This window comes from Emticicia sp. CRIBPO (assembly GCF_009905725.1).
Taxonomy (GTDB): domain Bacteria; phylum Bacteroidota; class Bacteroidia; order Cytophagales; family Spirosomataceae; genus Leadbetterella.
This window is the reverse complement of record NZ_JAAAKV010000002.1, coordinates 199,729-226,565: the sequence shown is the minus strand read 5'-3', so window position 1 is coordinate 226,565 and position 26,837 is coordinate 199,729. Positions and strand designations below refer to the sequence as shown.

The window sequence follows — 26,837 nt, the reverse complement described above, 5'->3', positions numbered from 1 at the left end:
TGCGAATATAATGAAAGCATCCCTGAATCACCAGAGAATTGAAGAATATTTGGCGAGCTTTAAACAAAATCAAAGCAACTGATGTAAACGGGGAGGGATTTTATAAGCTCCTTTTCCTGGTCACCGGTCTCATTAAAATGGACCATTAAAGAAGAACCTGTGCCTTCCACAAATTTATTAATAAGGCCCAGTGCTTCATTTTTTAAATTGTAGGGACAAGCCACATCCTGCCAGAAAAGACCGGCATTGACCTGGAATTCGGCCAGGATATGTTCGAAAAGCCGCATCAGGTCTTTTTCTCTGCCTGCTTTAAAATAAATGCCTTCAAAACCCACAAAATTGAAATCGGAAGGGTTGAACAGGCGGTTGATAAAAGGAATATGAGGAGCAGCTTTCATGATCAGTTGTCCGGACCAGCCCTCCATTTGCTGAACAATCCATCTTGATTTAACGGCCTGGACACCGGCGACGATCTCCCCGTGTTCCCTGATCACAAAGTAATTATCGTTGTTATGAATACTGCTGAAATTGACCATGCTGTGGTGCCTGTAAAAGTCTCTCAGCAAATCAATAACAGATTCTTTTTCCCCGGCTTGCAAAACTTTCTGTACTCTCGTGTCTTTTTTAGGGAAAAAGCGGCTGAATCCATATGTAGAGGTATTTCTTATTACTTCAAATCCCAGGCTGGCTACCAGTTTGGAGGATTGGAAGTTTTTCTTTTCCAGGTAGGCATAAAACAGTGTTTTCCCTGAAGAATTCTTCTTCATCCAGTCAATGACCAAAGTACTGGTTCTGGCTACAAACACATTACCCCTGTACTGAGGGGATGAAGCAAAATACCGGAAATAAAAAGCCTCAGCCTTGAGCTCATCACATGTGACCGGATAAAGATTGGCAAGTACTGTTGCGAGAATTTCCCGGTCCTGTTTCAGCACAAACACATGAGGCTGATATAACAGACCAGCGGTATTTTCACTGACAGGCCGGATGTAGACGGTTCCTTTGCTGCCCCAATGGATCGTATTCAGAAAGTTTCTGACCTCAGGGCTGAGGAATTTCTCGAGGATAAGTTTCCGGTGATTACGGCTTTGAATTTCTATAGCTCTGGTATTTTGAATTCAAAGCTAAGGGATTGCTTCAAAAAATAAAAGCCCTTCGCCATAATGACGAAAGGCTTTGAATATTTCAGAATGTAATGTCTTACGAAGGAATGATCACTGTTTCAGAAGCTGAACGTGAAGGCATTACCGCCCACAGGATCAGGTAAATGAGAACAATCGGCATCGGGGTGAAAAACGCACCTACCAGTAAAACCCTTACCAGTGTAACGTCAATTCCGAAGTAGTCGGCCAAACCGGCTGCAACACCACCCAACATTGATTCTGTACCTTTGATTCTAAATAGCTTTTTCATTTTATTATTTGTTTATTTTTTTTAATCTAAGCAATCTGTCTGTCAGATTGATGATTCAAAACTACAAAGAATAGAAGGTACTATGCAATGCAAAGTACATGAGTGGTGAGAATTATTGAAGAATGGTTGTTTTTATGGAGCACAAAAAAAGAAAGTGACTTTCAGGTCGTTAAAGTCACTTCATTTCCACTATAGTAACACCCGGACCACCTCTGTCGGCATGTTCGTCGGTCATTTTGCCTACCTGTTTGTAGGTTTTGAGGTGTGTTCTGATCAGATTTCTGAGAATACCGTCACCTTTTCCATGGACAATCCGCACTTCCGGGTATCCCAGGAGGATGGCATCGTCCATCAGGTCATCGACCAGACCCAGGGCTTCTTCACCTCTTCTGCCACGGATATCCAGGTTAAAGCTGAAGTTCGACATCTTCTCATTCATGTCGAGGCCGGCCAGGTTGGCTTTGGGAGATTCTTTGACGGCATCTTTATATTCTTTCTTGCTTACTTTTTCAAGACGGTTAAGTTTGATGGTCGTTTTTAGTTCACCTATCGCCACTTCTACATCCTTACCTTTCATAGCCAGCACATGGCCAATGGTAGCCTGACCTTTTATTTTGACAAAGCTGCCTTTATCGATTTCCCCTTCTGACTTCTTCCACTCTTCCTCTTTCTTTACTTTTTCAGGTTTCGGCTTTTCCGCTTTCAGTTCAGTTTTCTCAAAACTGACCAGTTCTTCGCGGATCAGTTTGGTCAGTTCTTTTTCGGCTTTATTTTCTTTGATCTCCCTGATCGTATTCTCAATCTTCTTGTTGGTCTCTTTGAGGATATTCTTGGCCTGATCCTTGGCGTCATTAATGATCCTTTTCTTCTCTGTATCCAGGAAATCTTTCAGACCGTTGTATTGTTCGATCTTCTGTTTCAGCTTCTGGTTTTCAACGGCATATTCAAGATTCCTTTCTGAGAAGACCTTTTTCTCTATTTCCAGTTCTTTCAGCAGTTTCTCGAAATCCACCTGCTGACTACCCAGTTTTTTCTTGGCATTTTTGATCACAAAATCAGGAAGGCCTATTTTCTGGGCTACTTCGAGGGCAAATGAACTACCGGGCTTGCCCATCTCCAGTTCATACAAAGCCTCCAGGTTTTCGCCGTCAAACTTCATGGCTCCGTTGATCAGTCCCGGATTTTTATCAGCAAACACCTTCAGATTGGTGTAGTGTGTGTTGATCACGCCCAGGGCTTTTGATTTCTGAAGTTGCTCAAGAATCGATTCTGCAATGGCTCCTCCGAGAGTGGGCTCAGTACCTGTTCCGAACTCATCAATCAGGAACAAAGTCTGCCTGTTCGAAAAGTTAAGAAACTGCTTCATATTGGTGAGGTGAGAACTGTAGGTACTCAGATCATTTTCTATGCTCTGCTCATCCCCGATATCTATGAAAAGATTTCTGAAAATCCCGATTTTAGAATCCGGTGATACGGGCACCAGCAGTCCGCATTGCGTCATATACTGAATCAGCCCTATGGTTTTCAGCATTACTGATTTTCCCCCGGCATTGGGCCCGGATACAATCAGGATCCTGTTTTCATGATCAAGCCTGACATTTAACGGGGTAATGCCCTTGTTCAGTTTTTTGTGAGCAAGGTATAATAAAGGATGTCTGGCTCTTGTCCAGTCAATGAGTTGTTCATCTACCAGCAGGGGAGAGGTGGCCTCTATTTTTTCTCCAAACTTGGCTTTGGCCCTGATAAAGTCCATCAGACCAAGAAAGAAATAAGCTTTCTGTAATTCGGGCACATGAGGTTGTATAAAAGCCGTAAGTTTTTCAAGTATCTTGATGACTTCTCTCCGTTCCCTGATTTCCAGGTCTCTGATCTCGTTATTGGCTTCCAGCACTTCTGCAGGTTCTACAAAGGCCATTTGCCCGGTAGAAGATTCGTCATGAACAAATCCGCCCAGTTTGCGTTTATGTTCTGCCAGTACAGGAATAACCAGTCTGCCGTTACGGACTGTTAAAGACATTTCATCACCGATCCACCCGCTGTTTCTGGCGGTTCTGAATATCCTTTCGAGGCTTCTTCTGACAGATTGCTGTTCAGCGGCCAGTTTTCTCCTTATCTCATATAACTCAGGAGAAGCATTGTCTCTGACTTTGCCTCTTTCGTCAATGATCCTGTCGATTTCAGAAATGAGCCAGCCCCAGCCCTCCGGATTGCTTTCAGGGATCGAGTTTTTACTCAATGCCTTGAGGTTGGGGTAAATCTCATCCTCTTTGTTCTTAAAGAAATGAATGATCTTCTGAATAGTGGTCAGTGAGAGCTTGATATCATAGAATTGCTCCTCATCCAGGAATGTCCCCGGAATAGCCGCTCTTTTTAACGAATCACTGACGTCAAGATAATTTTGAGTCGGGAAAGAATTCTCCAGCTGAATGATAAGCCTGAATTCTGCCGTCTGATCTATAAGTTTTTTAACCTGTTCGAAATTGTCGGAAAACCTGACTTTGTCAACGAAAGATCTGCCCAGCAGGCTGACGCATTCATTGGCAATGTGTTCCCTGATTTTATCAAAACCGAGTTTTTGTTCAATATTTTTTGGATAAAGCATCTGACTTTATAAAGGTAAATACATAGCAAAATTAAGCTTTTGTTTCGGGATTTAGTTAAACTAAGTTCCTCAAAGCCAAAAGATTTAATGCTCAATACTGGTTGGTCGAAAGCAAAACGAGTGTACAGGCCTCGGTAGCCTCAATTCCTTTTTCGATGAGTTCTTTCTCAAATTCAGGATTTTCTGTTCCCGGATTAAAAATCACCCTTCTCGGTTTGAGGTCAAAAATGAAGTTTTTATAGGGCTCCTGGTTGGCGGGGTTAAGGTAAAGGGTGACGGTATCGATTTTGTTAATCCCCAATGTATTCTGTTTGATTTTTACCCCGTTGATTTCACCGCAGTCTCTGCCTACCAGCTCCGTTTCATGACCATGCCTGTGGAGACTGTTGGCGGCAAGAAGGGCATACCGGCCCGGTTTAATGGAAGCACCTAAGATTAATGTTTTAAGATTGTGTTTTTCGTTCGTACCGTTCATAAAATAATGGCTGCTATAAATTAAAAAAAGAAACTGTTGATAATTTACAAACAGTTTCTTTTTATGAATAGTTTAAATACCTGTGAACGATAAAAGGGGATTTTTATCAGAAAGTCACCTCTTTGGTCAGAATTTCATCCTTTCTTTTGATTTTTGCTTTTACAGTCTGTCCTTTTTCATGTTTTGAAAGAGCGTCCATATATCCGTAAACATCTTTTATCTTAAAATCGCCCAGCTCAAGAAGAACATCTCCGGATTCAAATCCCGCTTTTGAAGCCGGTCTTCCTTCTGTTACACCGTCTATTTTTAATCCGTCTCCGCTGAATGAATAATCAGGCATCACGCCCAATGTTACTTTAAACGAGGTTTGAGTAGAACCCGAATGCGGAGTCGCTACCTTCTTGAAATCAATTTTCGGGGAAGCATCCAGTTTCGCGATCACTTCTGTCAGGAAATTCAGCATCAAAACCTCACCTTCATAATTAATAAGGTCCGAATCATCAGTCGGTTTGTGATATTCCTGGTGACCGCCTGTGAAGAGGAACAATACCGGGATATCCTTCAGATAAAATGATGAATGGTCTGACGGCCCTATACCCGAAGAATCAACCGTATGATGAATGTTGAGGTTTTTGGTGATTTCAGGAACAATCGTGCCCCAGAAACTGGTAGTACCATAGCCACCCACTGAAACCCCTTTGTCTGTTCTGTAGCGGCCGATCATATCAAGATTGATCATTGCATTTACTTTTTTGAGATCAATGGTCGGATTGTCGACAAAGAACTTGGAACCTACAAGTCCCAACTCTTCACCTGAGAACCCTATGAAAAGAAAATTGTTCTTTTCTTTTATTTCATTTTTTACATAATACCTGGCAAGCTCCAGCATCCCGGCCACGCCTGAGGCGTTGTCATCTGCACCATTGTGGATTTCCCCGCCCGAGTTAGCCTTTAATGAACTTCCCTGGTCGCCTGTGCCGAGGTGGTCGTAGTGAGCACCGATGATGATGGTATTATCTGCTCCGTTGTCAAGATAAGCTATGACATTGGCCGCCTGAACGTATGATTGCTTTGGAGGAAGGCCTTTTTTTGCCGGGAATTCCTGTAAAAAGCCGTTTTTATCTCCCGCCGGTTTAAGTCCGAGACTTTTGAATTGTTTGATGATATATTCTGCCGCAAGTTTTTCTCCTTTCGAACCCGTACCTCGCCCTTCCAGTTTGTCTGAGGCCAGGTAAACGATATGATTTTTAACCTGAGAAGCATCAAATTTTTGAGAATACGCCCCTTGGATAACAAAAACAAGGAGAGCCAGAGTCCATATTTTTTTCATATTGCCGTTTGCTTATTTATAATGATTCTACACAAAGGTAAGGTATTTTAATTCTATCATAAAAATTCTTTTTACGGATTCTTAGCTTTATTTTTGTGGATTAAATAATAAATGACTTTTGTTATGGGAATGTTTGATATGATGGGCATGATGGGTAAGGTGAAGGAGATGCAAGCCAAAATGCAGGAAGCCCAGGATAAACTTGAAGATATTATTGCGGAAGGAGAGGCCGGTGCCGGTATGGTAAAAGCTACGGTGAATGGTAAGAAGAAGGTCCTGAAACTTGAAATCGAACCTGACATTGTAAATGCTTCAGAAGTAGCCATTTTACAGGACCTGATCGTTGCGGCGGTTAATAAGGCATTGGAAGAAGTAGAGCAAAAATCAAAAGCCGAAATGCAAAAAATGACCGAGGGGATGTTACCTTCTATTCCCGGTATGGATTTAGGAAATCTCTTTAATAAATAATGACCGATTGAAAACAGCAGTCGTTATTCTCAATTTTAACGGAAAAGCTTTTTTAGAGCTTTTTTTACCTTCTGTTATTACCCATTCTAAAAACGCGGATGTCTTTGTGGCTGATAATGCTTCCACAGACGACTCAATTGACTTCCTGAAAAATAGCTTTCCTGAGGTAAATGTTATAAAGCTGGCAAAGAATTATGGATTTGCAGGGGGCTATAACGAAGCTTTAAAACAAATTGACGCTACTTATTTTGTCCTGCTGAATTCAGATGTGGAGGTCACCGAAAACTGGCTTGAATCGGTTATCACTAAACTGGACAACGACCCGGCAATAGCTGCGGCCCAGCCTAAAATCCTCGATTACAAAAACAAAAATCATTTTGAATATGCCGGAGCTTCCGGTGGTTTTCTTGATTTTCTGCTATATCCGTTTTGCAGAGGCAGGATTTTTTACAGCTGTGAGGAAGACACCGGGCAGTATGACCGGGAGATGGAGATTTTCTGGGCAACAGGGGCCTGCTTGTTTATCAGGGCTGACGTCTACAAATCTTTTGGTGGTTTTGATGCCCGTTTCTTTGCCCATATGGAAGAGGTGGACCTATGCTGGAGAATAAAGAACGAAGGTCATAAAGTATATTGTTTTCCTCAATCTGTGGTTTATCATGTAGGCGGGGGCACTCTGCAGAAGAGTAATCCGTACAAAACCTTCTTAAATTACAGGAATAACCTGGCCATGATCTTTAAAAATGTGCCTGCCGGCGTTTTATTTCCGATTATTTTCTTCAGGCTGATACTGGATGGCGTTTCAAGTTTAAGGTATCTGAAAGAAGGAACTGTTAAAGACATCTGGGCAGTGATTAAAGCACATTTTGCTTTCTATGCCATGATTCCCTATCTGATGAAAAACAGGAGTAAAAGATTTCTCGCCTATGAGGAATTGTTTCCGAAATCGATCATCTGGCTTTATTTTTATAAAAAAATCAGGAAATTTTCAGAACTAATCCCCTAATGAAATGCTGAAAGTGGGTATTACCGGAGGAATAGGAAGTGGCAAGAGCATAGCCTGTAAGATTTTTTCGTCCTTTGGTGTGCCGGTCTATGATGCCGACTCCCGGGCCAGGTTTTTGATTGAAAACGATCCGGACATTGTCCGGCAGATCACCTTGGTTTTCGGTGAAGAAGCTTATCAGGATGGTAAATACAACCGGAAATTCATTTCCTCACAGGTTTTTAAAGACAAATCATTGCTTTCGCAGCTCAATCAGATCGTTCATCCGGCTGTCGGAAAAGATTTCGAAAACTGGGTGGAAAAATCCGCTCCGTCTCCGTATGTAATTAAAGAAGCCGCTCTCATGAATGCTGCCAGCGAGCAGAATGGCCTGGATAAGGTGATTGTGGTAACTGCTCCGGATGCTCTCAGGATTCAGAGAATACAACAAAGAGACCCCCAGCGGTCGCTGAGTGAGATTGAGGCCATCATTAAAAATCAAAAATCCGAAAAAGAATTTAATGCCATCGCTGATTATATCGTCTATAATGACGAGGTGACGTTAATGATACCCCAGATACTGGACATTCATCGCCAAATCCTTAATCAAATCTGAAATGTCAGGGAAAAGCATCATTTTTTGTGTCGGAATTTCCCTCTTTATTCAGTTGCTGATGACGCAGGCCGGGTTCTCACAGGTTAAAGGCGGGATTCATTTCCACGCGTTTGCCGATAACCGGGAATACCAATATCAATACCAGTATCCGCAAACCATATTCGGTTTCAGGTTTACTCCTTATTTATCAAAAACCATCGATTCCGTTCATTATTTCCGGGCAGGGATCAATACCTTGTATGAATTTGGAGGGACAATTACCTCAAAAAACTTTACTCCTGAAATCTATTACAATTACAGAGGGAAAACCATCGACTTTAAGTTCGGATCTTTTTCAAGAAGAGACGACATGGCCGATTATTCTTTGCTGTTGCTTACAGATACGCTTTTGTATTTCCGCCCGACGGTGCAGGGCCTTATGGCTAAGTACAAAAAAAGCAGGGTGAGTCTGAAGTTCTGGCTGGATTGGGTGAGCCGGCAGACAGAAAAAAACAAGGAGCAGTTTCTGTTCGGCCTGGCAGCACGATACCAGCTTGGGCCGGTCTTTGCTGAAAATCAGTTCAGTATGCTGCATGATGCCTTTGCCTCTGTAAGAACTCCTAATGATGTTTTACATGACAACGGGGCCAATATCCTGAAAATCGGATTTGAAAAGGAAAAGTTTTTAAAACTCGATAAACTGATGGTGGGTTTTGGATGGGCATCGGGCTATCAGCGGGCCAGGGCACTGAATCAACTGGAAACCCCGGACGGCTTTATCAATGAGCTGCTGGTTGAAAAGAAATGGTTTATTTTTAAGAATACTTTCTATGCGGGTGACGGTTTCAACCAGATTTACGGCGATAAATTTTATCGTTCCAGGAAATACAACCGTTCGGATTTTAAGATCAGGTTCTTCAGAAAAAGCAAAGTCAATTGCCTTTTCACTTACAGTCTGCACAGGATAGAAAAAAAATGGGATAACCAGCAGGCACTGCAGTTGTTTTTCGAAATGTGATTATTTCTTGAACTTCATTTTGAGTTCTTTAACAGACTTGGCAATTTCCCTGTCGGTATCGATCAGGTCATTGATGGTTTGAATGGCGTGAATAACCGTGCTGTGATCTCTGCCTCCAAAGTGGTAGCCAATTGCTTTTAATGACAAATTGGTCATTTCCTTGGCCAGGTACATGGCGATTTGCCTGGGAAGAACCACATCCCTCAGCCTGGTCTTGCCTTTGAGGTCTGCTACCTTAACATTATATTGATCCGTGATGGCATCAATGATGGTATCCATTGAGACGACTTTCTCAGTTTCTTCCACAATATTCTTAACTGTATTTTTGGCGAGGTCCAGGTCTATTTTAGAACGGGTCAGTGAAGCATTGGCGATCAGGGAGATCACCACGCCTTCCAGTTCACGTACATTGGTATCAATATAATGAGCCAGGTATTCAATAACTTCATCATCTATATGAGCATTCTCTTCTTCTACGATGTTCTGAATAATGGCAATGCGGGTTTCGAGGTCAGGTGTCTGTAAATCAGCAGTTAAGCCCCACTTAAACCTGGAAAGAAGACGGTCTTCCATGCCGGCAAGTTCTCTTGGCGGCCGGTCTGAGGTCATCACGATCTGTTTGCCCGACTGGTGAAGGTGATTGAATATATGGAAGAATGTTTCCTGTGTTTTTTCTTTTCCGGATAAGAACTGAACGTCATCAAGGATCAGTACATCCACCTGCATGTAAAAGGACATGAAATCCTGCAGGCTGTTTTCCCTGATGGAGTTGATGAACTGGCTGGTGAATTTTTCTGATGAAACATAAAGCACGAATCTTTGTTCGACAGAGTTCCTTGAGATGTAATTTCCGATGGCCTGAACGAGGTGCGTTTTACCTAATCCTACCCCTCCGTAGATCATCAGGGGGTTAAATGAGGTAGTGCTGGGCTTTTGTGCCACCGCAAAACTCGCCGCCCTGGCCAGTCTGTTGCAATCTCCTTCTACAAAATTATCAAAAGTATAATTTCCGTTCAGGAAAGAATCCTGCTGGGTAGAATTAAGGCCCTTGAGGTCAAACGGGTTCTTGATAGTAGCGGAGGCTACCTGGTTGTTATGATCCGGTCTTCTCTGGTTATTTTTCTGAACATCAATAGAAAGTGCCGGCTGGTTATTTTTAACATTCCCGCGGTCTATGATGATTGAGTATTCCAGCTGTCCGTCCTGCCCGATGGCAAAGTCGAGGGCTTTTCTGAGGATTTTAACATAGTTATCTTCCAACCATTCGTAAAAGAACTGACTCGGCACCTGGATGATCAGTTTTTTGTCGACCAGCTTGTACGGAATAATAGGCTCAAACCAAGTTTTGTAACCTTGGTCAGTGATATTTTCGCGAATTACCTTCAGGCAATTTTGCCAAACTATTTCTGCCTCTTTAGAAATCACCGGATGATATTTTAGTCAAATTCTTCAGTAAAAAAACAATGCCTTTTTTTAAGGGGCTACAAAACTAAGAAAAAAAAAGTCCCCTGCAATGTAAAAATTTTCTGATTTTGCGGAGCAAAAATTAATCATTTCCGGTGACCTAGATTTAATCCAACTAAATGAGCTAATTTTGCTCTTAAATTAAAAGACGACACACCGAAAAGTTCTATGCAGGTATTTTGAGGAGTTCCGAAATATTTATTTAACGGTCTCATTTGCCGTAAAAATGCCAAAGGAGATGGAAGATAATCAGAAAAACAATGGATTAAAATATACCCAGATAGGATTCCAGATGCTTTTTACCATCGGTTTGGGAATCTGGCTGGGAATCTGGATTGACAAAAAAACCGGGTGGGATTTTCCGTTGTTCACAATTTTATTTTCCCTGTTGTTTATTTTTGCAAGTATTTATAATGTGATCAGGCAATTGCCGAAACAATAATGATAAAAAAGATAATTTTACCGCTAATACTTATAATTGTATTTTTCTTAGCTGAAGTTGCTGGGTTTTCTAAAATTTTGCATCCTCAGAAATGGATAATTCTGGCCTTTTTTGTGGCCATAGATTATTTGTTTAATTTGTTGACAGAGCAGGGAATGAAGAATAATCGGGAAAAATTTATTGAATTTTATCTTTCTACCGTCATAATCCGGTTTGTGCTCACCATCGTTTTTATCGCCCTGGAACTTTATTTTAAGGTTGAAAAGCCGTTTCTTTTCGTAGGTAATTTTTTTGCACTTTATTTATGTTTTACAATCTTTGAAATTTCAAATTTATATCGTAAATTGCGGCGTTTTTAAAGAAGAGGACAATTTATACGCATTACAATTTTAAAGAACATGTTCAAACATATTTTACTTATCCTTTCATTATCAGTACTTTCTATTTTCACGGCTTATTCTCAGCACGATGAATCTCATGAAAATCATGGTGCCAAGACAGAAGAGCACGTTGAGGAGAAATTTAACATGGGTGAGATGATCATGCACCACATCACCGATGAACATGGATGGGAATTTACACATAGCCTTAAACTACCTCTTCCGGTAATTTTGATTTCTGAAGGTAAACTGGCTGTTTTCTCTTCTGCAAGATTTGACGAAAATAAAGGTGTTTACAATGGCTTCAAGCTTGATCATCATCATATTTATAAAGTAAATGAAGCCGGTGAAGTGGATCACCATACCAAAGTGTGGGATTTGTCGATCACTAAAAACGTAGCTTCGTTATTACTGAGCACCGTTATTCTTCTTTCGATTTTCTTTGCTGTGGCGAAAGGCTACACTACGAACAAAGGAAAAGCACCGAAAGGTATCCAGTCTTTCTTTGAGCCGGTTATTGTATTTATCAAAGATGAGGTAGTTAAGCCGAACGTCGGTCCCAAGTACCAGAGATACCTTCCTTACTTACTTACATTGTTCTTTTTTATCCTGGTCAATAACCTGATGGGTCTGTTACCGGGTGCTGCCAACCTTACGGGTAACATTACCGTTACTCTCGTGCTGGCATTCCTGACATTCATCATTGTACACTTCAGTGCCAACAAACATTACTGGTTACACCTTGTGGCTCCGACAGGAGTACCACCGGTGATGTATCCTTTATTCTGGATCATTGAATTTATCGGTGTCCTGATGAAGCCTGCTTCATTGTGTATCCGGTTATTCGCCAACATCACGGGTGGTCACATCATTATCCTGAGTTTATTGGGACTGATCTTTGTTTTCAAGAGCTTCGTTATCGGTGCCGGTGTGGGTGTTTTTACTTTGTTTATGAGTGGAATCGAAATCATGGTTGCCTTTATCCAGGCGTTTATATTTACTTTGCTGACTTCAATGTACATCGGTAGTGCCATTGAAGAACACCACGAAGCAGATCACGGACATTAATACAAACCTCCCTCCCCCAGGGGCGGACGATATAAATTACACCTTTATGTGGGGATAAGGGTACAAATTTAATAGATATGTCTATTTTAAACATTATTCTTCAAGCTGTAGCGGAAGGTAAAGGTTGGGCCGTAATGGGCGGTGGTATTGGTGCAGGTTTAGCAGCAATTGGTGCTGGTATCGGTATCGGTAAAATTGGTGGTAGTGCCATGGAAGGTGTTGCCCGTCAACCAGAAGCAGCAGGAAAAATCCAGACAATGATGTTGATTATTGCAGCCCTTATCGAGGCCGTTGCACTTTTCGGTGTTGTTGTAGGTTTATTGATCTTGTTGTTGTACTAAGATCTTACAGAAAAAAAACGCTCCGTTCACATTAGGTGTCGGAGCGGTTTTTCAGTTTTTAAAATTGATCAAATTCATAATATACATCTAAAATAATGGAATTACTGTTACCAAGTCCTGGTTTATTACTTTGGCAAATCGTAGTCTTTTTAAGTTTGTTTCTTATTCTTAAAAAATATGCCTGGAAAGGAATCATCGGGGCTTTACAAGAGCGTGAAGGAGAGATTGACTCTGCTTTAAGAATGGCCGAAGAAACACGTGCCGAAATGGCTAAACTGAAAGCTGACAATGAGAAATTGATCGCTGAAGCCAGAATAGAACGTGATAAGATCATCAAAGAAGCCAAAGAAGCTGCTGACAGAATGCTCGTAGAAGCTAAAGATAAAGCATCTTCAGAAAGTGCTAAAATCCTTAACGATTCGCGTGAGGCATTGAAGCAGGAGCGTGCGGCGATGATTGCACAGGTTAAAAGTGATGTGGCTGTATTGTCTATCGAAATCGCAGAGAAAGTTTTGCGTAAAGAGCTTTCAGATAAAAAATCTCAACAGTCTCTGGTTTCTGAATTAATGTCAGACGCTAAACTTAACTAATTTAAAATTACTTATAAGCCGGACAACCCAGGTTATCCGGCATGATGAATATAATTATGTCAGATTCAATTGTTGCGTACCGATATGCCAAGGCCTTGATTGACCTGGCAAACGAAAGGGGAGTAGTTAACGAGGTTAATGAAGACATGGCTTTTTTTGTAAAAGTGTGTGAGGAAAACCGTGCTTTTTTGACGGTTATGGGTAATCCTATTGTAAGACATGATAAAAAATTAGGAATATTGAAAAATATTTTCGAAAATCGTGTAAATAATGTGACTTATTCAATTTTTCACGTCTTAACTAAAAAGAACAGAGAAAAACTGATCTATTCGATTGCCAAGGAGTTTCATAATATTTATAATGAACAGAAGGGTATTCAGAAAGTTTCTGTGACTACTGTCAGTGAATTGACAAAAGAACAGAAAGATGCATTTGTAAAATTGGTTTCAGATGCGATTGATAAAAAAGTTGAATTAGAAGAAAAAATTGACGAGAACTTAATCGGAGGGTATCTTTTGAAAGTTGGTGACAAGCAAATTGATACATCAGTGAGAAAAAGAATAAATGAATTAAAACTTTCGTTAAATTAAAAAATATTAGTTTTCATGGCTATAAAGTTGAGAAATGCCTCCGTAGTTTCGGAGGTTTTTTCTTTTTTAGCCCATCCTGTTTTTTTGTAATTTTGAATGAGTGGGTTTTGAATGGCTGAATGAATTTGCGTGGATTATATTCTTCTTCTTTTGTATATCCGTAAAAGCATTTCAATAGCCCCGTAAGCCTTCCGTGTAGTAAGAGTTAGCCGCACGATTCTTTCTCTCCGTCCGACGCCGTTACCTGGGCCTGGCTCTGAAGGTCACGCCGGGCTGGCTTCTTCCTCTTTCCCTTCTCCGATTGTGCCAGAAATCATTTATTCTGTTTAATTTGCCGACTCATTATTCACCTTAAACTCCGGATTTTATCATGATGAAACCTTTCATTTTTATTTCATCCCTTTGTTTTTTACTGTTTTTAAATGCCTGTAAGACAACAAAGACCAGTGCACCGGCGGCTATCTTGCCTGTTCCAACCGAAAAACAAATCGCCTGGCATGAAATGGAGCAATATGCTTTTATTCATTTTACCACCAATACTTTTACCGGCAAAGAATGGGGTTATGGAGATGAGAACCCTTCGATATTTAATCCTACGGCTCTGGACGCCGATCAATGGGTGAAAGTGATTAAAGACGCGGGTTTAAAGGCTGTGATTCTGACCTGTAAGCACCACGATGGTTTTACATTGTGGCCAAGTAAATTTACAGAACACAGCATTAAGGCAAGTCCCTATAAAAACGGGAACGGGGACCTGGTCAAAGAAGTGTCGCAGGCCTGTAAAAAATATGGATTGAAATTCGGGATATATTTATCTCCATGGGACCGTAACCATCCTGACTATGGTAAACCGGCTTATGTGGAATATTACAGAAACCAGTTAAAAGAACTCTTTACGGCTTACGGCCCTGTTTTTGAAATGTGGTTTGACGGTGCTAATGGAGGAGACGGATACTATGGAGGAAAGCGTGAGAAAAGAAGTATCAGGGGAGCTACCTACTATGACTGGCCCAGGACCCTCGAAATTGTAAGGGATATTGAACCTAAAATCATCTTTTTCAGCGATGCCGGTCCGGATATCAGGTGGGTAGGTAATGAAAGGGGTGTAGCCGGAAGAACCAACTGGAATAATATTACAAGCGATACACTGTACGCCGGAAAAGCAGGAATAGAAAATCTGCTGAACACCGGGCATGAGAACGGTAAAAACTGGATACCGGCTGAAGTCGATGTTTCGATCCGCCCGGGATGGTTTTATCATGCGGAAGAAGACGCCAAAGTAAAATCTCCTGAGAAACTTTTTGAAATCTACCTGTCATCGGTAGGTCGCGGATCGAATTTGTTACTGAATATTCCGCCGGACAGGAGAGGCTTGATTCATGAAAATGATGTGGCTTCATTACAGGGCTGGAAGAAGCTCATGGACGAGGCATTTAAAGTCAACCTGGCAAAGGGTTCAAAAGTGTACGCCAATGCTGTAAGAGGCAAGAATAAAGCCTTTAAGGCCGGTAATCTGACCGATGGTAAGACAGGAACTTACTGGGCGGCACCGGATGATGTAAAAAGAGCTGAACTGGTGATTACTTTACCATCTGTCCGTAAGATCAGTTATGTTACATTGCAGGAATACATCAGACTTGGTCAGCGTATTAAATCTTTTTCTGTTGAAGTGCAACAAGGCGGGTCCTGGAAGGAGGTCGCCAGGGAAACAACGATCGGGTACAAAAGGATTGTGAAAATAGATTCTGTTGAAACGGAATCCGTGAGAATCAAAATACTTGATTCGAAAGCCTGTCCGGTCTTGTCTGAGATTGCTTTGTTTTAGATGAGGAGAAAAGGATGAAAGGAAAAAGGGGTATTTTTGAAGGTAAAATAGCTATAAATAATTCAATAAAGGGAGGTCTGGTTTTCAGAGCCTCCCTTTATTATAGATCAGATTTTAACCAGTGAATTGGTTCTGGCCGATTTATAGATGGCTTCCACTACTTTGATGTCTCTTAATCCTTCTTCACCAGGCACCAGCATGGGCTTGTTGTTGAGGATAGACAGGGCATCTTCATCCATTTGCTTCGGCTGCTGGCTTGCCAGCGGATAATTGATGATCGTGCCGTTTGATATACTTCCTTTATTGTTGCCATAGCCGGATTGAGGTTCCATTTTTAACCATCCTTTTTCATAGTTGACCTGGAGATGGTTCATGTTGATACCGAAACTGGACTGGCAGGCAGCCAATGCCCCACCCGGAAATTCGAGCTCAAACATCATGGTTTCTTCTACTTCATGATAAATGTCCGGTCTTGTGGTAGAAGCCCTTGCCAGCACACTGATAGGTTCTTCGCCGGCGGCCAGTCTTGCTCCCTGCAGGGCATAAACGCCCATATCACCCATCACACCGCCACCCAAGGCTTTGTTTTGTTTCCAGTGGTTGGTTCGGGCATCAAAATACCCGGCGGCCGAGTTAATCAGTTTTACCTTCCCGAAAGGTCTTTCTTTCGCTACTTTCATTACTTCCTGGATGTTCGGGTCGTGCTGGCAACGATATCCGATGGCCAGCTTTACCTTGTTTTTCTCGCAGGCTTCGATCATCGCCTGGCAATCTTTCACAGAAGGGGCCATTGGTTTTTCACACCAGATATGTTTGCCGGTATTGGCTCCTCTTACGGTATACTCCCTGTGCATGGAAGGCGGAAGGATGACATAAATGACATCGATTTCGGGGTTATCAGCTATTTTATCGTAATTCTGATAATTATAGATATTGGAATCCTTTAGGCCGTATTTCTTTTGCCAGGTTTCAATTTTTGAAGGGGTGCCGGTTACGATACCTTTGAGCTCGCAATGCTCCGTTTTGAGCAGTGACGGGGCGATCAGGTCGGTACTGTAATAGCCAAGCCCAACGAGGGCCACACCCAGTTTGGTTTTCGGGGCTTTGGTGGCATGTAAAAGGGTGTTGGGAGAAAAAACGGCTGAAGTGGCCAGTAATCCCGCTGTCTTAAGAAAATTTCTTCTTTCAGTATTCATAGTTTTCAGTTGAATAAATAATTCCTGAAATTACGAATAAATATCCTGAAGTCAAAAGGAGTGGTTTCTGAATAATATTATCTTTTGAAATCTTTAAAAAAGCTCCAGATTTTCATGATAATAACACCGAAAATGGCTTCCCTGAATATCTTGGAAGACATTTTGGAGACTCCTTTGGTACGGTCTGTGAAAATAATAGGTACCTCTATGATCCTGAATTTATATAGAAAAGCATTGAATTTCATTTCGATCTGAAAGGCATAGCCTACAAAAGCGATCTTGGAAAGCGGGATGGTCTGAAGCACATGTTTCGAATAACAGATGAAACCTCCTGTAGGATCCATGATGGGCATACGCGTAATGAATCTGACATATACACCGGCAAAATAAGACATCAGCACCCGGCCCATAGGCCAGTTGACGACATTGACCCCTTTGATATATCTTGAACCGATGGCTACCTCGTAACCGTCATGTTTACAGGCATGGTATAAGCGAACGAGATCCTCAGGGTTGTGGGAAAAATCGGCATCCATTTCGTAGATGTAATTGTAATTACGCTCCAGGGCCCAGTTGAATCCATGAATATAGGCGGTACCCAGGCCCAGTTTGCCTTCCCGTTCTTCTATGAACAGTTGTCCTTTAAATTCTTCCTGAAGTTCTTTTACTTTTGATCCTGTACCGTCGGGTGAGCCGTCGTCTACGATCAGGACATGAAAAGGCTCCTGAAGGCTCAAAACTTTGCGGATAATGGCTTCTATGTTTTCTATTTCATTGTAGGTAGGTATGATAACCAGATTGTCCATTGATCGTTATTTTTTGGTTTTGACGGTATCCCTTTTGCTTTCTAGTATTTTAACTACATCGTCATAAACCTCTATAAACAGGGCAGGCTTTTCAGAATAATACCGGTAGTTATTGCCGTAGGTGACAGAATCAATCTTGTACTTTTTGAAAATCTTTTCCTGATAATGATTGAAGGCGACTTTGGCTGAATCAACGCCCTGGAAATTTAACCTGCTGACCTTCGCCTCGACGATCTGAAGTTCCGCGATGATATTAGCCATGGTTTTTTTGTCAATCTGTTTGGAAGAGTTCTGAGGACTTTTACCACAACTGACCAGAAACAAAGAAATAATTAGTAATTTTAAGCCTCGAATTTTCAATTTGTGTTTTTTCTTAAAGGACTAAGATTATTGCACAAATGTACGCGAAAAATGAATAGTTTTTCTATTATTGTTATTAAAAAACCTTAATTCGGTCAAACGAAAAACACAGTTGTGAGGGATATTATATCGAAATTAAATAAGTACGAAATCAAGATCCGGAAGGCGGTTAATTCCCAGATGAGAGGGAATTTCAGCTCTGTTTTTAAGGGGACAGGACTGGAGTTCAGCGATCTTCGTACCTATCAGTATGGAGATGATGTGAGGGCGATCGACTGGATCACAACGGCCAAAGGACACGGGGCTTATGTGAAGATTTTTAAGGAAGAGAAAGAGCAGACGGTGTTTTTTATGCTGGATGTGAGCGGTTCTCAGGACATCGGGAAAGCCGGGAAGCTGAAAATCGATACAGCCAAAGAAATCTGCGGAGTGCTGGCTTTATCAGCCATCAAAGAGTCGAGTCACGTTGGCTTATATTGTTTTTCAGATCAGAAGGAATTGTATATCAAGCCCGAAAACGGGATGAAGCATGCCTACGAGTTTATTATGAAACTCTTCAGGTTGACGCCCGTTTCAGTTAAAACAAGTCTTTCCAACGCGATTTACTTTACCCTGAACATGCTTAAAAGAAAAAGCGTGATCATTTTGATTTCTGATTTCCTGGATACGGATTATGAGCACAACCTGAAAGCCCTGGCCAGAAAACATGACCTGGTGGTGTTGCATATCTTTGACAAACGGGAAATCAAGTTGCCTAACCTGGGGATCATCCCGGTGTATGACAAAGAATCCAAGCAAACGGTCTGGCTCAATACTTCTTCCAGGTTTTTCAAAAGAGAAATGAAGGAAGTCTTTGATAACAATCAAAGTCGCCTGGAGAAGCTTTGCAAACAACATAATGCCAATTATCTTGCCATCGAATCGGGCGAAGATTATGTAGCCAGTTTAATCCAGTTGTTCAGGGTCAGAAAATAATATGAAAAAACGGGAATTGACATGCCGGATATTGACAGCCTTGTTTTTCATAACAGGGCTGACGGCCTATGCTCAAAAACCGAAAGGTGTTTTTCTGCAGGACAGCCTGAGTGTGGGTAAGCCCATCAATTTTTCTCTGAGCTACCTGCACCATCCTTCCCAGGACGTTTTTTTCCCGGACTCAACGTATGATTTTTCGCCGTTCAGGTTTGTCAGCGAAACCTTCATTACGACCAAAACCCAGGGAGGGAAAAGTCTCGATAGTGTGGTGTATTCCCTGGTATCCTATGAGATTGACAGTATTCAGCGGCTCCGGCTGCCGGTTTATATCCTGGGTGACGGTGACAGCCTGAAACTTTTCGGCGAAGCTGATTCTGTGTTTTTTAAGGAAATGGTAAAAGACAAAGACCTTGAAAATGAAAACCTGAGGGCCAATCTCCGCTACTCAGAAGTCAATGAAGATATTGATTATCCGAAGATTTTATATTACCTCCTGATTGTGCTGCTGATCGCCGGAGGGTTTCTCTTTCTTTTCGGTAATTTTATTTCAATTCAGTACCGTCTCTGGCTTTTTAACCGTAAGCACAGAGAGTTTGTCGTGAGTTTTAAAAAATCTACCAGGAATCCGGCAGATGTGGCAGGAATCAGCCAGGCCGTCATATCCTGGAAAAAACATATTGAGTGGCTGGAACAAAAGCCGTTTACCTCCCTGACCACACAGGAGATATTAAAACAAATGCCCAACGAAAGACTTGAAGATGCTTTGAAAGAAGTTGATTCGGCGATTTACGGCGGGGTGATTTCCACACAGATTCCGTTTGCATTCCACATCATGTTTGATGTGGCCTCGGATATATTCAAAAAGCAAAGAAGTATTTTTAAAGAAAAATTAAACAAATAGTAATGGAAAATCCGGTCGTAATTTTTGGAGCAGGTACATTAGGGAAGATAGCTCTGGATATTTTTAATAGTAATAATGTGCTGGTGTATGGTTTCCTGGATGAAAATAAAGAGCTTCATAACACAGAAATCAGTGATGTGATGGTGTTGGGAAGTCCTGATGATGATGGTTTTCTGAAGATCATAGGCAATAAGACTGAGGCTTTTGTGGCGATAGATCATAAGCGTAAAAAACAGAAGCTGGTAGAAATGCTGAATGAGCGGAGAAAGACCATGCCGGTTAATGCTGTGCACCCGAAAGCCTCGGTGGCTGAAGACTCGGAAATCGGTCACGGCAACCTTATTGCTGCCAGAACTTTTATCGGACCGGGAGCTAAAATCAAAAGCCACACGGTAGTCCATGCGGGGGCCATTGTCGATGCCTTTGCCGAAATCGGGGATTTCTCGGAGATCGGAGCGGGTGCAATTATCAATACAGAAGTGAAAATCGGGGAAGGGGTTTTTGTAGGATCGGGAGCGGTGATCGTTTCAGGCATAAAAGTAGGGAAAAATGTCAGAATCGGGGCTGGTTCTGTGGTCATAGAAAATGTAGGTGACGGAGAAACGGTTTTCGGGAATCCTGCTGTGGCCATCAAGGCGAAGAAAGATTGATTTAATGGGGTATCATTGCTAAATAAGTTTTTTTTATTAATTGGGTAATAATTTTGATTTTCCGAACTAAAATTTAATTATTCTAAGAAATACAAAATATTATTTTACAATTTGATAAAACTACTTTTATATTCTTTATAACTTGGAGGGTTTTTCGTGAGGCCCTTTTCAGGCGTTTTCTTAACCTTTTTCCCAAAATTCATTCATTAATTTTAAGTAAATGAAGGAGTACATCAAACCAATAAAAAGACTATTAGTAGCCAATCGGGGTGAAATCGCCATCCGTATCATGCGGGCAGCCACAGAACTGGGTATTACCACTGTCGCTGTGTATACTTACGAAGACCGTTATTCACTGCACCGCTACAAGGCAGATGAAGCTTACCAGATAGGAAAAGACGAAGATCCGCTTAAGCCTTATCTGGATGTTGAGGGTATTATCCTTTTGGCTAAAATCAAAAAGGTTGATGCCATACATCCTGGTTATGGTTTCCTTTCTGAGAACGTAACCCTGGCCCGTCGCTGCCGTGAAGAAGGCATCATTTTCGTTGGACCTACCCCTGAGGCCATGGATGCACTGGGAGATAAAGTAGCCGCAAAAAACCTCGCTTTAAAAGCGGGTGTTCCGATGATTCCTGATTTCAGAGGCGAACTGACCAGTTATGAATTTGCCCTGGAGAAGGCAAAGGAAATCGGATTCCCGATCATGATCAAGGCTGTGGCCGGCGGTGGAGGAAGAGGTATGAGAGTGGTCAGAACTGAAGATGATTTCCAGAAGGCGTTTTCAGAAGCGAAGAACGAGGCTAAAAATGCATTTGGTAATGATACCATATTCCTTGAGAAATTTGTGGAAGAGCCCAAGCACCTTGAAGTGCAGCTTTTGGGTGATACCCACGGAAACCTGGTTCACTTGTATGAGCGTGATTGCTCCGTACAACGCCGTTTCCAGAAAGTGGTTGAGGTAGCTCCTTCTTTCGGGCTGCAGCAATCTACCAGGCAGAAATTGTATGAGTATGCCCTCAGAATAGGTAATGAAGTGAGCTACTCCAATGCCGGAACCGTTGAGTTCCTGGTAGATCGTCAGGAGAATGTGTTCTTCATTGAGGTTAACCCGAGGATCCAGGTTGAGCATACCATCACAGAAGAAGTAACAGGTATTGACATTGTAAGAACCCAGCTTTTGATAGCGATGGGTTATAAATTGTCTGATAACGGTATTTATATCAATAACCAGGATGAAGTGCCTTTGAGAGGGTACGCCATCCAGTGCCGTATCACGACGGAAGATCCTTCAAATGGGTTCAAACCTGATTTCGGAACGATGATTGCTTATCGTAACGCCGCAGGTTTCGGGATCCGTCTGGATGAAGGTTCTGCGTATCCGGGTATGAAAATCTCACCCTACTTTGACTCGATGATCGTTAAAGTAACCTCAAGAGGCCGGACTTTGAAAGGAGCTTGTGAGCGTTTGTCACGGGCTTTGATTGAGTTCAGGATCAGGGGGGTGAAAAGTAATATTTCGTTTCTGGTCAATGTGATCAATCACCCTGAATTTGCACAGGGAAAAGCCAGGGTTTCTTTTATTGAGAGCCACCCTGAACTTTTGAGATTGAAAGTAGCCAAAGACAGGTCAACCCGTGCCATGAAATACCTTGGTGACGTGATTGTGAACGGTAATCCGGATGTCGGAGGTAATAAAGAGAAAAACTTCAGAACACCGAAAGTGCCCGCTTTTGATGTTTTCCAGGAATACCCTAAAGGCAGAAAACAGCTGCTTACTGAACTGGGGCCTGATAAGTTTGCCCAGTGGGTTAAAAACGAAAAGCAGATCCTTTATACCGATACTACCTTCAGAGACGGACACCAGTCATTACTGGCTACCCGTGTCAGAACCAAGGACATGATGGCTGTGGCGGAAGGTTTTGCCAAAGACTTCCCGCAGTTGTTTTCTATGGAAGTATGGGGTGGGGCTACTTTTGATGTGGCGATGCGTTTTCTTACTGAAAGTCCGTGGAAAAGACTGCAGAGTTTCAGAGAAGCGATGCCGAATATGCTGCTTCAGATGCTGTTCAGGGGTTCCAATGCCGTGGGTTATTCAGCCTATCCGGATAACCTGATTGAGAAATTTGTAGAAAAATCGTGGGAAAACGGTATTGATGTTTTCAGGATTTTCGACTCACTCAACTGGGTGGATGCCATGAAAGTGAGTATCAAGGCCGTCAAAGAAAGAACAAACGCTATTGCTGAGGCAGCCATTTGCTATACAGGCGAAATGCTTGATCCTAAGCAGCAGAAATATACCCTTCAGTATTACATTGACATGGCACGTCAGCTGGAAGATGCGGGAGCTCACATGATTGCGATCAAAGACATGGCCGGTTTGCTTAAGCCGTATTCGGCTGAACAACTGGTCAGAGAACTGAAGAAAGCCGTTGATCTTCCGATCCACCTGCATACCCATGATACTTCTTCGATACAATCTTCTACTTATCTGAAGGCGATCGAAGCCGGAGTGGATGTGGTAGACTGTGCGTTGGGTGGCCTGTCAGGTCTTACTTCACAGCCTAACTTCAACTCTGTGGTGGCTATGATGCAGGGACATGAAAGGGCAGGGGAAATGAATCTTGAAAAACTGAACGCCTACTCGAACTATTGGGAGGATGTCAGGGAAATATATTATCCTTTTGAATCAGGATTGAAAGCCGGAACAGCTGAGGTGTATGATCATGAGATTCCGGGCGGACAATATTCCAACCTGAAGCCTCAGGCGATTTCTCTTGGATTGAGCGATAAATTTGAAGAACTGAAGCATAATTACCGTGTAGTGAATGATATGTTCGGAGACATCGTCAAAGTAACGCCTTCGTCGAAAGTAGTGGGTGACATGGCTTTGTTTATGACTTCGAATAACCTCGATGCAGAAGATGTATTCAAAAGAGGAGAGGCCTTGTCGTTTCCTGAGTCTGTTAAAGGATTTTTCAGAGGAGACCTGGGTCAGCCTTATGGTGGGCTGCCGAAAGAGCTTCAGCAGATCATTCTGAAAGGAGAGAAGGCTTATACCGAAAGACCGAACGCTCATCTGGAACCAATTGATTTTGATGCTGATTTTACCGCTTTTGACAAGCAGTTCCCGAATAACGAGGGCTTCCTGGATTACCTGAGCTATAAAATGTATCCGAAAGTATATGAGGATTTCTATAACGCCAGGGAAGAATACGGCGATGTAAGCATCATCCCGACCAAAGCTTTCTGGTACGGATTGAACTCAAACGAAGAAATCCTGATCCATATTGATGAAGGAAAGACGATCCTGGTTCGTTATTTGTTCCAGACCGATCCTGATGAGGAAGGTAACAGGATTGTGAGTTTTGAGCTGAATGGTCAGACCAGGAAGATCAAGGTGAGGGATAAATCACAGCAGGTGACCCGTCCGAGAAATCAGAAAGTAAGCAAAGACTCAGAGATCGGTGCACCGCTTCAGGGAAGGATTTCGAGAATCCTGGTTAAGAAGGGAGACATTATCACTAAAAATACGCCTCTTTTTGTGATAGAAGCCATGAAAATGGAATCGATTGTGGCTGCACCTTTTGAAGGAACCGTGGTGGCAATAGTGCTTCAGGAAGGAGTAGTTGTAGAACAGGATGACTTTGTCATCGAAGTGGAGAAGAAATAATTTTTACCTCTATAAAACAGTAAAGCCCTTTCGGAAATTTCGGAAGGGCTTTATCTTTTAATATCAATTCAGTGGCTGATCTCAGCCTTCCAATATCTTTTTCAGAGCAGCCTGTACAGACCAGACGCGGTTGCCTGCCTGCTGAATCACGACAGAAGCCGGGCTGTCCAGCACAGCATCGTCGACTTTCAGGCCTCTTCTGACCGGAAGGCAGTGCATAAACTTACCATTGTCGGTCAACGCCATTTTTTCAGTGGTAATTTTCCATGCAGGGTCCTGGGTAAGCACCTGGCCGTATTGTTCATAAGAAGACCAGTTTTTGGCATAAATAAAATCAGCCCCGGCGAAGGCCTCTTCCTGGTTATGTACTATAGTGGCATTTTTGACGAAATCTTTTGACAGGTCATAGCCTTCGGGATTCGCGATCACAAATTCATAGTCTGTGAGATTGACCCATTCGGCAAATGAATTGGCTACGGCCTGGGGAAGCGGTTTAAAATGAGGTGCCCAGGTCAGAACGACTTTTGGTCTGGCTTTGGTCTTGAGTTCTTCTATAGTGATAAGGTCAGCAAGCGACTGGCAAGGGTGCCTGGTAGCTGATTCAAGATTTACGATGGGCACTCCAGCATATTGTCTGAATTTCTCCATCACCACCTCACGGTAGTCGTATTCCCGGTCTTTCAGTTCGGCAAAAGCCCTTACGCCGATAATATCGCAATATTGTCCGATGACGGCGGCAGCTTCTTTGATGTGCTCGGCTTTTCCCGCGTCCATGATCACCCCGTCTTCCATTTCAAGTTGCCACGAATCGGAACCTACATTCATGACCATGACGTTCATTCCGAGGTTTGAGGCGGCTTTTTGTGTGCTCAGTCTTGTTCTGAGGCTGGAATTAAAAAACAGAAGTCCTATGGTTTTCTGATGGCCGAGTTGCTGATCTTTGAATGGATTTTCTTTTTGAGCTAACCCCTCCCTGATTAATTCCTGCACATCCGAAATGTCATCCGGTGAAATAAAGTGTTTCATTACAAATTGAAATAGACGAATAAAAAGAGTACCTAAAAACCGAACAAATGTAGGGGTAAATCATATTTATTCAAACAAATATTTGGAATTGCCCCTCAAACAATAAAGATTATTTAACATAAAGCAGTTTTTTGTCCACAGCATCTTTAACCGGCCCAAGGGTGCATAATTTGATGGCGGCCATATTGGCTCCGGCCACAGCACAGGTTTCCAGGTTTTGATGATCAATATAAGCCATCAGGAAACCCGACCAATAGGAATCGCCCGCACCGGTGGCGTCGACTACCTGAAGCGGCTTAGCCGGTGTTCTGACAGGTGTTTCGCCTCCGGAAGCAGAAACCAGGCTGCCTTTTGAGCCCAGCGTGAGGCAAACCAATGTGGCTCCCCAATCGTGAAAATCTTCAAAAATCCGGTCAGTGCTCACCTTTTCTCCATAAAACCTTTCTGCATCATCTTCACTCAGTTTGATGATAGCCCCGTAGGATAAATATTGTTTGATCACCTTATGGGCCTCGGCTCTGTCAGGCCACACTTTTTCTGCATAATTTAAGTCGGCACTCAGAAGGCATCCGGCTTTTTTAGCCCTTGCTGCCGCATCCAGAACGGTATTTTGTGATGGTTGCATACTCAGCGGCCAGCAGGTCGTATGAAAAATGGCTGACTGGCTTAACAATTCGTCAGGAATATGGTGCGGATAAAGCATCCTGTCTGCCATCCGGTAAGGTATAAAGTCCGGGGTGCCTGTAGTCCGCGAAACCAATACCAGGCTGCTGGGTACTTCGTCTGAAAAAATGATATGGCGGGTTTCAAGGCCTGATTTGGAAACTTCACTGACGAGGAATTTTCCCAGGTTGTCATTCCCGACACAACTTACAACCGCAGTTTTTGCTCCCAGCCTGGACATATTGTAGGCCAGGTTGGCGGGACTTCCGCCCTGGAAACGTTCAAATATATTTGTTGTTCCTATGTTTTCGGTGATTTCCGTGCCGATAAAATCTGCGAGGAGCTCTCCTACGGCGAGGAGGGCATATTTGCGGTCGTTCATGCTTTTAAGGTTAAAGTATCCGGTAATTTATAAGGCAGGATTCAGAGACATCAAATTTATAACTATTTTTGAATCCTGTTTTCAAATTACTTCAAAATTATCAACATGTCAGAAACTTTGTGGGTGCCTCAGACGAGTGAAAGAAAGGAAATTTATGAAGCCATATTGCCTCAGGTCCGGTCTCTTCTGGATGGAGAGAAGGATAGGATAGCCAACATGGCCAACGTGGCTGCAGCTTTAAAAGAAGCTTTTGGTTTCTTTTGGGTAGGGTTTTATGTTGTTAAGGAGGATCAGTTAGTGCTCGGGCCGTTTCAGGGGCCCATTGCCTGTACGAGGATTAATTTTAACAGGGGTGTGTGCGGACATTGCTATACCACAGGAGCAACGGTCATCGTACCCGACGTGGAGGCTTTCCCGGGCCACATTGCCTGCTCATCGGCTTCAAAATCTGAAATTGTTGTTCCGGTTTTCGATACAGATCAGAATATCATTGCTGTGCTGGATGTGGACAGCGACACCCTGAACGATTTCTCTGAAGTGGATGCAGAGTGGCTGGAGAAGGTGGTTGGGTTGTTGTCTAAGTAATGTACAATTATAGCAAAAAGAGAGACCCGTCAAG

The 26,837-nt window shown here is 42.5% G+C and carries 26 protein-coding genes; 15 read left to right on the top strand and 11 right to left on the bottom strand.

The annotated features are described in order from the left end of the window. Positions 1–59: 59 nt before the first annotated feature. From GVN16_RS04885 to GVN16_RS04865, 5 genes are all read right to left on the bottom strand, one after another. Entirely contained in the window at positions 60–935 is an 876-nt protein-coding gene (locus GVN16_RS04885; RefSeq protein WP_166562728.1) for a hypothetical protein, read from the bottom strand. A 265-nt stretch (positions 936–1,200) separates the two neighbouring features. Next, the gene (locus GVN16_RS04880) at positions 1,201–1,413 is read right to left on the bottom strand and encodes a PspC domain-containing protein (RefSeq protein ID WP_166562727.1); all 213 of its coding nucleotides are present in this window, start codon (positions 1,411–1,413) and stop codon (positions 1,201–1,203) included. A gap of 175 nt (positions 1,414–1,588) precedes the next feature. Then, positions 1,589–4,015 (bottom strand): endonuclease MutS2, encoded by a 2,427-nt coding sequence (locus GVN16_RS04875; protein WP_166562726.1) that lies wholly within the window; start codon positions 4,013–4,015, stop codon positions 1,589–1,591. Between the two features lie 91 nt (positions 4,016–4,106). Beyond that, positions 4,107–4,490: a CoA-binding protein gene (locus GVN16_RS04870; RefSeq protein ID WP_166562725.1), complete on the bottom strand. Its 384-nt coding sequence runs from the start codon at positions 4,488–4,490 to the stop codon at positions 4,107–4,109. Positions 4,491–4,596: 106 nt separating this feature from the next. Continuing rightward, positions 4,597–5,820 carry a M20/M25/M40 family metallo-hydrolase gene (locus tag GVN16_RS04865; protein WP_166562724.1) on the bottom strand — a complete coding sequence of 408 codons (1,224 nt, stop codon included), beginning with the start codon at positions 5,818–5,820 and terminating at the stop codon, positions 4,597–4,599. A gap of 123 nt (positions 5,821–5,943) precedes the next feature. Between GVN16_RS04865 and GVN16_RS04860 the strand changes: the two genes are divergently transcribed. Genes GVN16_RS04860 through GVN16_RS04845 form a run of 4 tightly spaced genes read left to right on the top strand, consistent with a single transcriptional unit; the run spans position 5,944 to position 8,886 of the window. Continuing rightward, the gene (locus tag GVN16_RS04860) at positions 5,944–6,288 is read left to right on the top strand and encodes a YbaB/EbfC family nucleoid-associated protein (protein ID WP_166562723.1); all 345 of its coding nucleotides are present in this window, start codon (positions 5,944–5,946) and stop codon (positions 6,286–6,288) included. 7 nt (positions 6,289–6,295) lie between these two features. Further along, on the top strand, positions 6,296–7,294 hold the full coding sequence (locus GVN16_RS04855; protein WP_205748785.1) for a glycosyltransferase family 2 protein: 999 nt from the start codon (positions 6,296–6,298) through the stop codon (positions 7,292–7,294). A 4-nt stretch (positions 7,295–7,298) separates the two neighbouring features. Then, on the top strand, positions 7,299–7,889 hold the full coding sequence (coaE, locus tag GVN16_RS04850; protein ID WP_166562722.1) for a dephospho-CoA kinase: 591 nt from the start codon (positions 7,299–7,301) through the stop codon (positions 7,887–7,889). A 1-nt stretch (position 7,890) separates the two neighbouring features. Further along, a complete protein-coding gene (locus GVN16_RS04845; protein WP_166562721.1) occupies positions 7,891–8,886 on the top strand; it encodes a hypothetical protein in 996 nt (331 codons plus the stop codon). Here the strand turns inward: GVN16_RS04845 and dnaA are convergent, their stop codons facing one another. Then, positions 8,887–10,308, bottom strand: a complete 1,422-nt coding sequence (dnaA, locus tag GVN16_RS04840) for a chromosomal replication initiator protein DnaA (RefSeq protein WP_166563116.1) — start codon at positions 10,306–10,308, stop codon at positions 8,887–8,889. 280 nt (positions 10,309–10,588) lie between these two features. Between dnaA and GVN16_RS04835 the strand changes: the two genes are divergently transcribed. From GVN16_RS04835 to GVN16_RS04810, 6 genes are all read left to right on the top strand, one after another. Next, positions 10,589–10,792 carry an AtpZ/AtpI family protein gene (locus GVN16_RS04835; RefSeq protein ID WP_166562720.1) on the top strand — a complete coding sequence of 68 codons (204 nt, stop codon included), beginning with the start codon at positions 10,589–10,591 and terminating at the stop codon, positions 10,790–10,792. Positions 10,793–11,190: 398 nt separating this feature from the next. Continuing rightward, the gene (gene atpB, locus GVN16_RS04830; RefSeq protein ID WP_166562719.1) at positions 11,191–12,240 is read left to right on the top strand and encodes a F0F1 ATP synthase subunit A; all 1,050 of its coding nucleotides are present in this window, start codon (positions 11,191–11,193) and stop codon (positions 12,238–12,240) included. 77 nt (positions 12,241–12,317) lie between these two features. Further along, positions 12,318–12,581, top strand: a complete 264-nt coding sequence (gene atpE, locus GVN16_RS04825) for a F0F1 ATP synthase subunit C (RefSeq protein ID WP_166562718.1) — start codon at positions 12,318–12,320, stop codon at positions 12,579–12,581. Positions 12,582–12,676: 95 nt separating this feature from the next. Next, on the top strand, positions 12,677–13,171 hold the full coding sequence (gene atpF / locus GVN16_RS04820) for a F0F1 ATP synthase subunit B (protein ID WP_166562717.1): 495 nt from the start codon (positions 12,677–12,679) through the stop codon (positions 13,169–13,171). A 41-nt stretch (positions 13,172–13,212) separates the two neighbouring features. Beyond that, on the top strand, positions 13,213–13,761 hold the full coding sequence (atpH, locus tag GVN16_RS04815; RefSeq protein ID WP_229244056.1) for an ATP synthase F1 subunit delta: 549 nt from the start codon (positions 13,213–13,215) through the stop codon (positions 13,759–13,761). A gap of 370 nt (positions 13,762–14,131) precedes the next feature. Continuing rightward, positions 14,132–15,586, top strand: a complete 1,455-nt coding sequence (locus GVN16_RS04810; RefSeq protein ID WP_166562716.1) for an alpha-L-fucosidase — start codon at positions 14,132–14,134, stop codon at positions 15,584–15,586. A 107-nt stretch (positions 15,587–15,693) separates the two neighbouring features. On the opposite strand, the gene GVN16_RS04805 is transcribed toward GVN16_RS04810, so the two are convergent. The 3 genes from GVN16_RS04805 to GVN16_RS04795 form a co-directional block, all read right to left on the bottom strand. Continuing rightward, a complete protein-coding gene (locus GVN16_RS04805) occupies positions 15,694–16,782 on the bottom strand; it encodes a Gfo/Idh/MocA family protein (protein WP_166562715.1) in 1,089 nt (362 codons plus the stop codon). A gap of 77 nt (positions 16,783–16,859) precedes the next feature. Beyond that, a complete protein-coding gene (locus tag GVN16_RS04800; protein WP_166562714.1) occupies positions 16,860–17,588 on the bottom strand; it encodes a polyprenol monophosphomannose synthase in 729 nt (242 codons plus the stop codon). 6 nt (positions 17,589–17,594) lie between these two features. Then, complete coding sequence (locus tag GVN16_RS04795) at positions 17,595–17,912, bottom strand: DUF4296 domain-containing protein (protein ID WP_255490222.1); 318 nt, start codon at positions 17,910–17,912, stop codon at positions 17,595–17,597. A gap of 150 nt (positions 17,913–18,062) precedes the next feature. Between GVN16_RS04795 and GVN16_RS04790 the strand changes: the two genes are divergently transcribed. The 4 genes from GVN16_RS04790 (at position 18,063) to GVN16_RS04775 (ending at position 24,147) form a co-directional block, all read left to right on the top strand. Then, complete coding sequence (locus GVN16_RS04790; RefSeq protein ID WP_166562712.1) at positions 18,063–18,923, top strand: DUF58 domain-containing protein; 861 nt, start codon at positions 18,063–18,065, stop codon at positions 18,921–18,923. A gap of 1 nt (position 18,924) precedes the next feature. Continuing rightward, positions 18,925–19,824, top strand: coding sequence for a hypothetical protein (locus GVN16_RS04785; RefSeq protein WP_166562711.1), 900 nt, complete (start codon positions 18,925–18,927; stop codon positions 19,822–19,824). Between the two features lie 2 nt (positions 19,825–19,826). Then, a complete protein-coding gene (locus GVN16_RS04780; RefSeq protein WP_166562710.1) occupies positions 19,827–20,474 on the top strand; it encodes a NeuD/PglB/VioB family sugar acetyltransferase in 648 nt (215 codons plus the stop codon). A gap of 220 nt (positions 20,475–20,694) precedes the next feature. Then, on the top strand, positions 20,695–24,147 hold the full coding sequence (locus GVN16_RS04775; protein WP_166562709.1) for a pyruvate carboxylase: 3,453 nt from the start codon (positions 20,695–20,697) through the stop codon (positions 24,145–24,147). An 81-nt stretch (positions 24,148–24,228) separates the two neighbouring features. Here the strand turns inward: GVN16_RS04775 and GVN16_RS04770 are convergent, their stop codons facing one another. Beyond that, a complete protein-coding gene (locus GVN16_RS04770) occupies positions 24,229–25,173 on the bottom strand; it encodes an N-acetylornithine carbamoyltransferase (protein ID WP_166562708.1) in 945 nt (314 codons plus the stop codon). A gap of 109 nt (positions 25,174–25,282) precedes the next feature. Next, positions 25,283–26,218, bottom strand: a complete 936-nt coding sequence (locus tag GVN16_RS04765; protein WP_166562707.1) for a carbohydrate kinase family protein — start codon at positions 26,216–26,218, stop codon at positions 25,283–25,285. A gap of 105 nt (positions 26,219–26,323) precedes the next feature. On the opposite strand from GVN16_RS04765, the gene GVN16_RS04760 reads away from it, so the two are divergent. Beyond that, positions 26,324–26,803 (top strand): GAF domain-containing protein, encoded by a 480-nt coding sequence (locus tag GVN16_RS04760; protein WP_166562706.1) that lies wholly within the window; start codon positions 26,324–26,326, stop codon positions 26,801–26,803. Positions 26,804–26,837: the final 34 nt, after the last annotated feature.

Bases quoted from the DNA above. Each gene is read 5' to 3' on its own strand.
- GVN16_RS04845 (WP_166562721.1), top strand. From the start codon at position 7,891: ATGTCAGGGAAAAGCATCATTTTTTGTGTCGGAATTTCCCTCTTTATT.
- GVN16_RS04800 (WP_166562714.1), bottom strand. From the start codon at position 17,588: ATGGACAATCTGGTTATCATACCTACCTACAATGAAATAGAAAACATA.
- atpE (WP_166562718.1), top strand. From the start codon at position 12,318: ATGTCTATTTTAAACATTATTCTTCAAGCTGTAGCGGAAGGTAAAGGT.
- GVN16_RS04775 (WP_166562709.1), top strand. From the start codon at position 20,695: ATGAAGGAGTACATCAAACCAATAAAAAGACTATTAGTAGCCAATCGG.
- GVN16_RS04870 (WP_166562725.1), bottom strand. From the start codon at position 4,490: ATGAACGGTACGAACGAAAAACACAATCTTAAAACATTAATCTTAGGT.
- GVN16_RS04760 (WP_166562706.1), top strand. From the start codon at position 26,324: ATGTCAGAAACTTTGTGGGTGCCTCAGACGAGTGAAAGAAAGGAAATT.
- atpF (WP_166562717.1), top strand. From the start codon at position 12,677: ATGGAATTACTGTTACCAAGTCCTGGTTTATTACTTTGGCAAATCGTA.
- coaE (WP_166562722.1), top strand. From the start codon at position 7,299: ATGCTGAAAGTGGGTATTACCGGAGGAATAGGAAGTGGCAAGAGCATA.
- GVN16_RS04785 (WP_166562711.1), top strand. From the start codon at position 18,925: ATGAAAAAACGGGAATTGACATGCCGGATATTGACAGCCTTGTTTTTC.
- GVN16_RS04810 (WP_166562716.1), top strand. From the start codon at position 14,132: ATGATGAAACCTTTCATTTTTATTTCATCCCTTTGTTTTTTACTGTTT.
- GVN16_RS04875 (WP_166562726.1), bottom strand. From the start codon at position 4,015: ATGCTTTATCCAAAAAATATTGAACAAAAACTCGGTTTTGATAAAATC.
- atpH (WP_229244056.1), top strand. From the start codon at position 13,213: ATGATGAATATAATTATGTCAGATTCAATTGTTGCGTACCGATATGCC.
- GVN16_RS04865 (WP_166562724.1), bottom strand. From the start codon at position 5,820: ATGAAAAAAATATGGACTCTGGCTCTCCTTGTTTTTGTTATCCAAGGG.
- GVN16_RS04765 (WP_166562707.1), bottom strand. From the start codon at position 26,218: ATGAACGACCGCAAATATGCCCTCCTCGCCGTAGGAGAGCTCCTCGCA.
- GVN16_RS04770 (WP_166562708.1), bottom strand. From the start codon at position 25,173: ATGAAACACTTTATTTCACCGGATGACATTTCGGATGTGCAGGAATTA.
- atpB (WP_166562719.1), top strand. From the start codon at position 11,191: ATGTTCAAACATATTTTACTTATCCTTTCATTATCAGTACTTTCTATT.
- GVN16_RS04835 (WP_166562720.1), top strand. From the start codon at position 10,589: ATGGAAGATAATCAGAAAAACAATGGATTAAAATATACCCAGATAGGA.
- GVN16_RS04780 (WP_166562710.1), top strand. From the start codon at position 19,827: ATGGAAAATCCGGTCGTAATTTTTGGAGCAGGTACATTAGGGAAGATA.
- GVN16_RS04805 (WP_166562715.1), bottom strand. From the start codon at position 16,782: ATGAATACTGAAAGAAGAAATTTTCTTAAGACAGCGGGATTACTGGCC.
- GVN16_RS04880 (WP_166562727.1), bottom strand. From the start codon at position 1,413: ATGAAAAAGCTATTTAGAATCAAAGGTACAGAATCAATGTTGGGTGGT.
- GVN16_RS04860 (WP_166562723.1), top strand. From the start codon at position 5,944: ATGGGAATGTTTGATATGATGGGCATGATGGGTAAGGTGAAGGAGATG.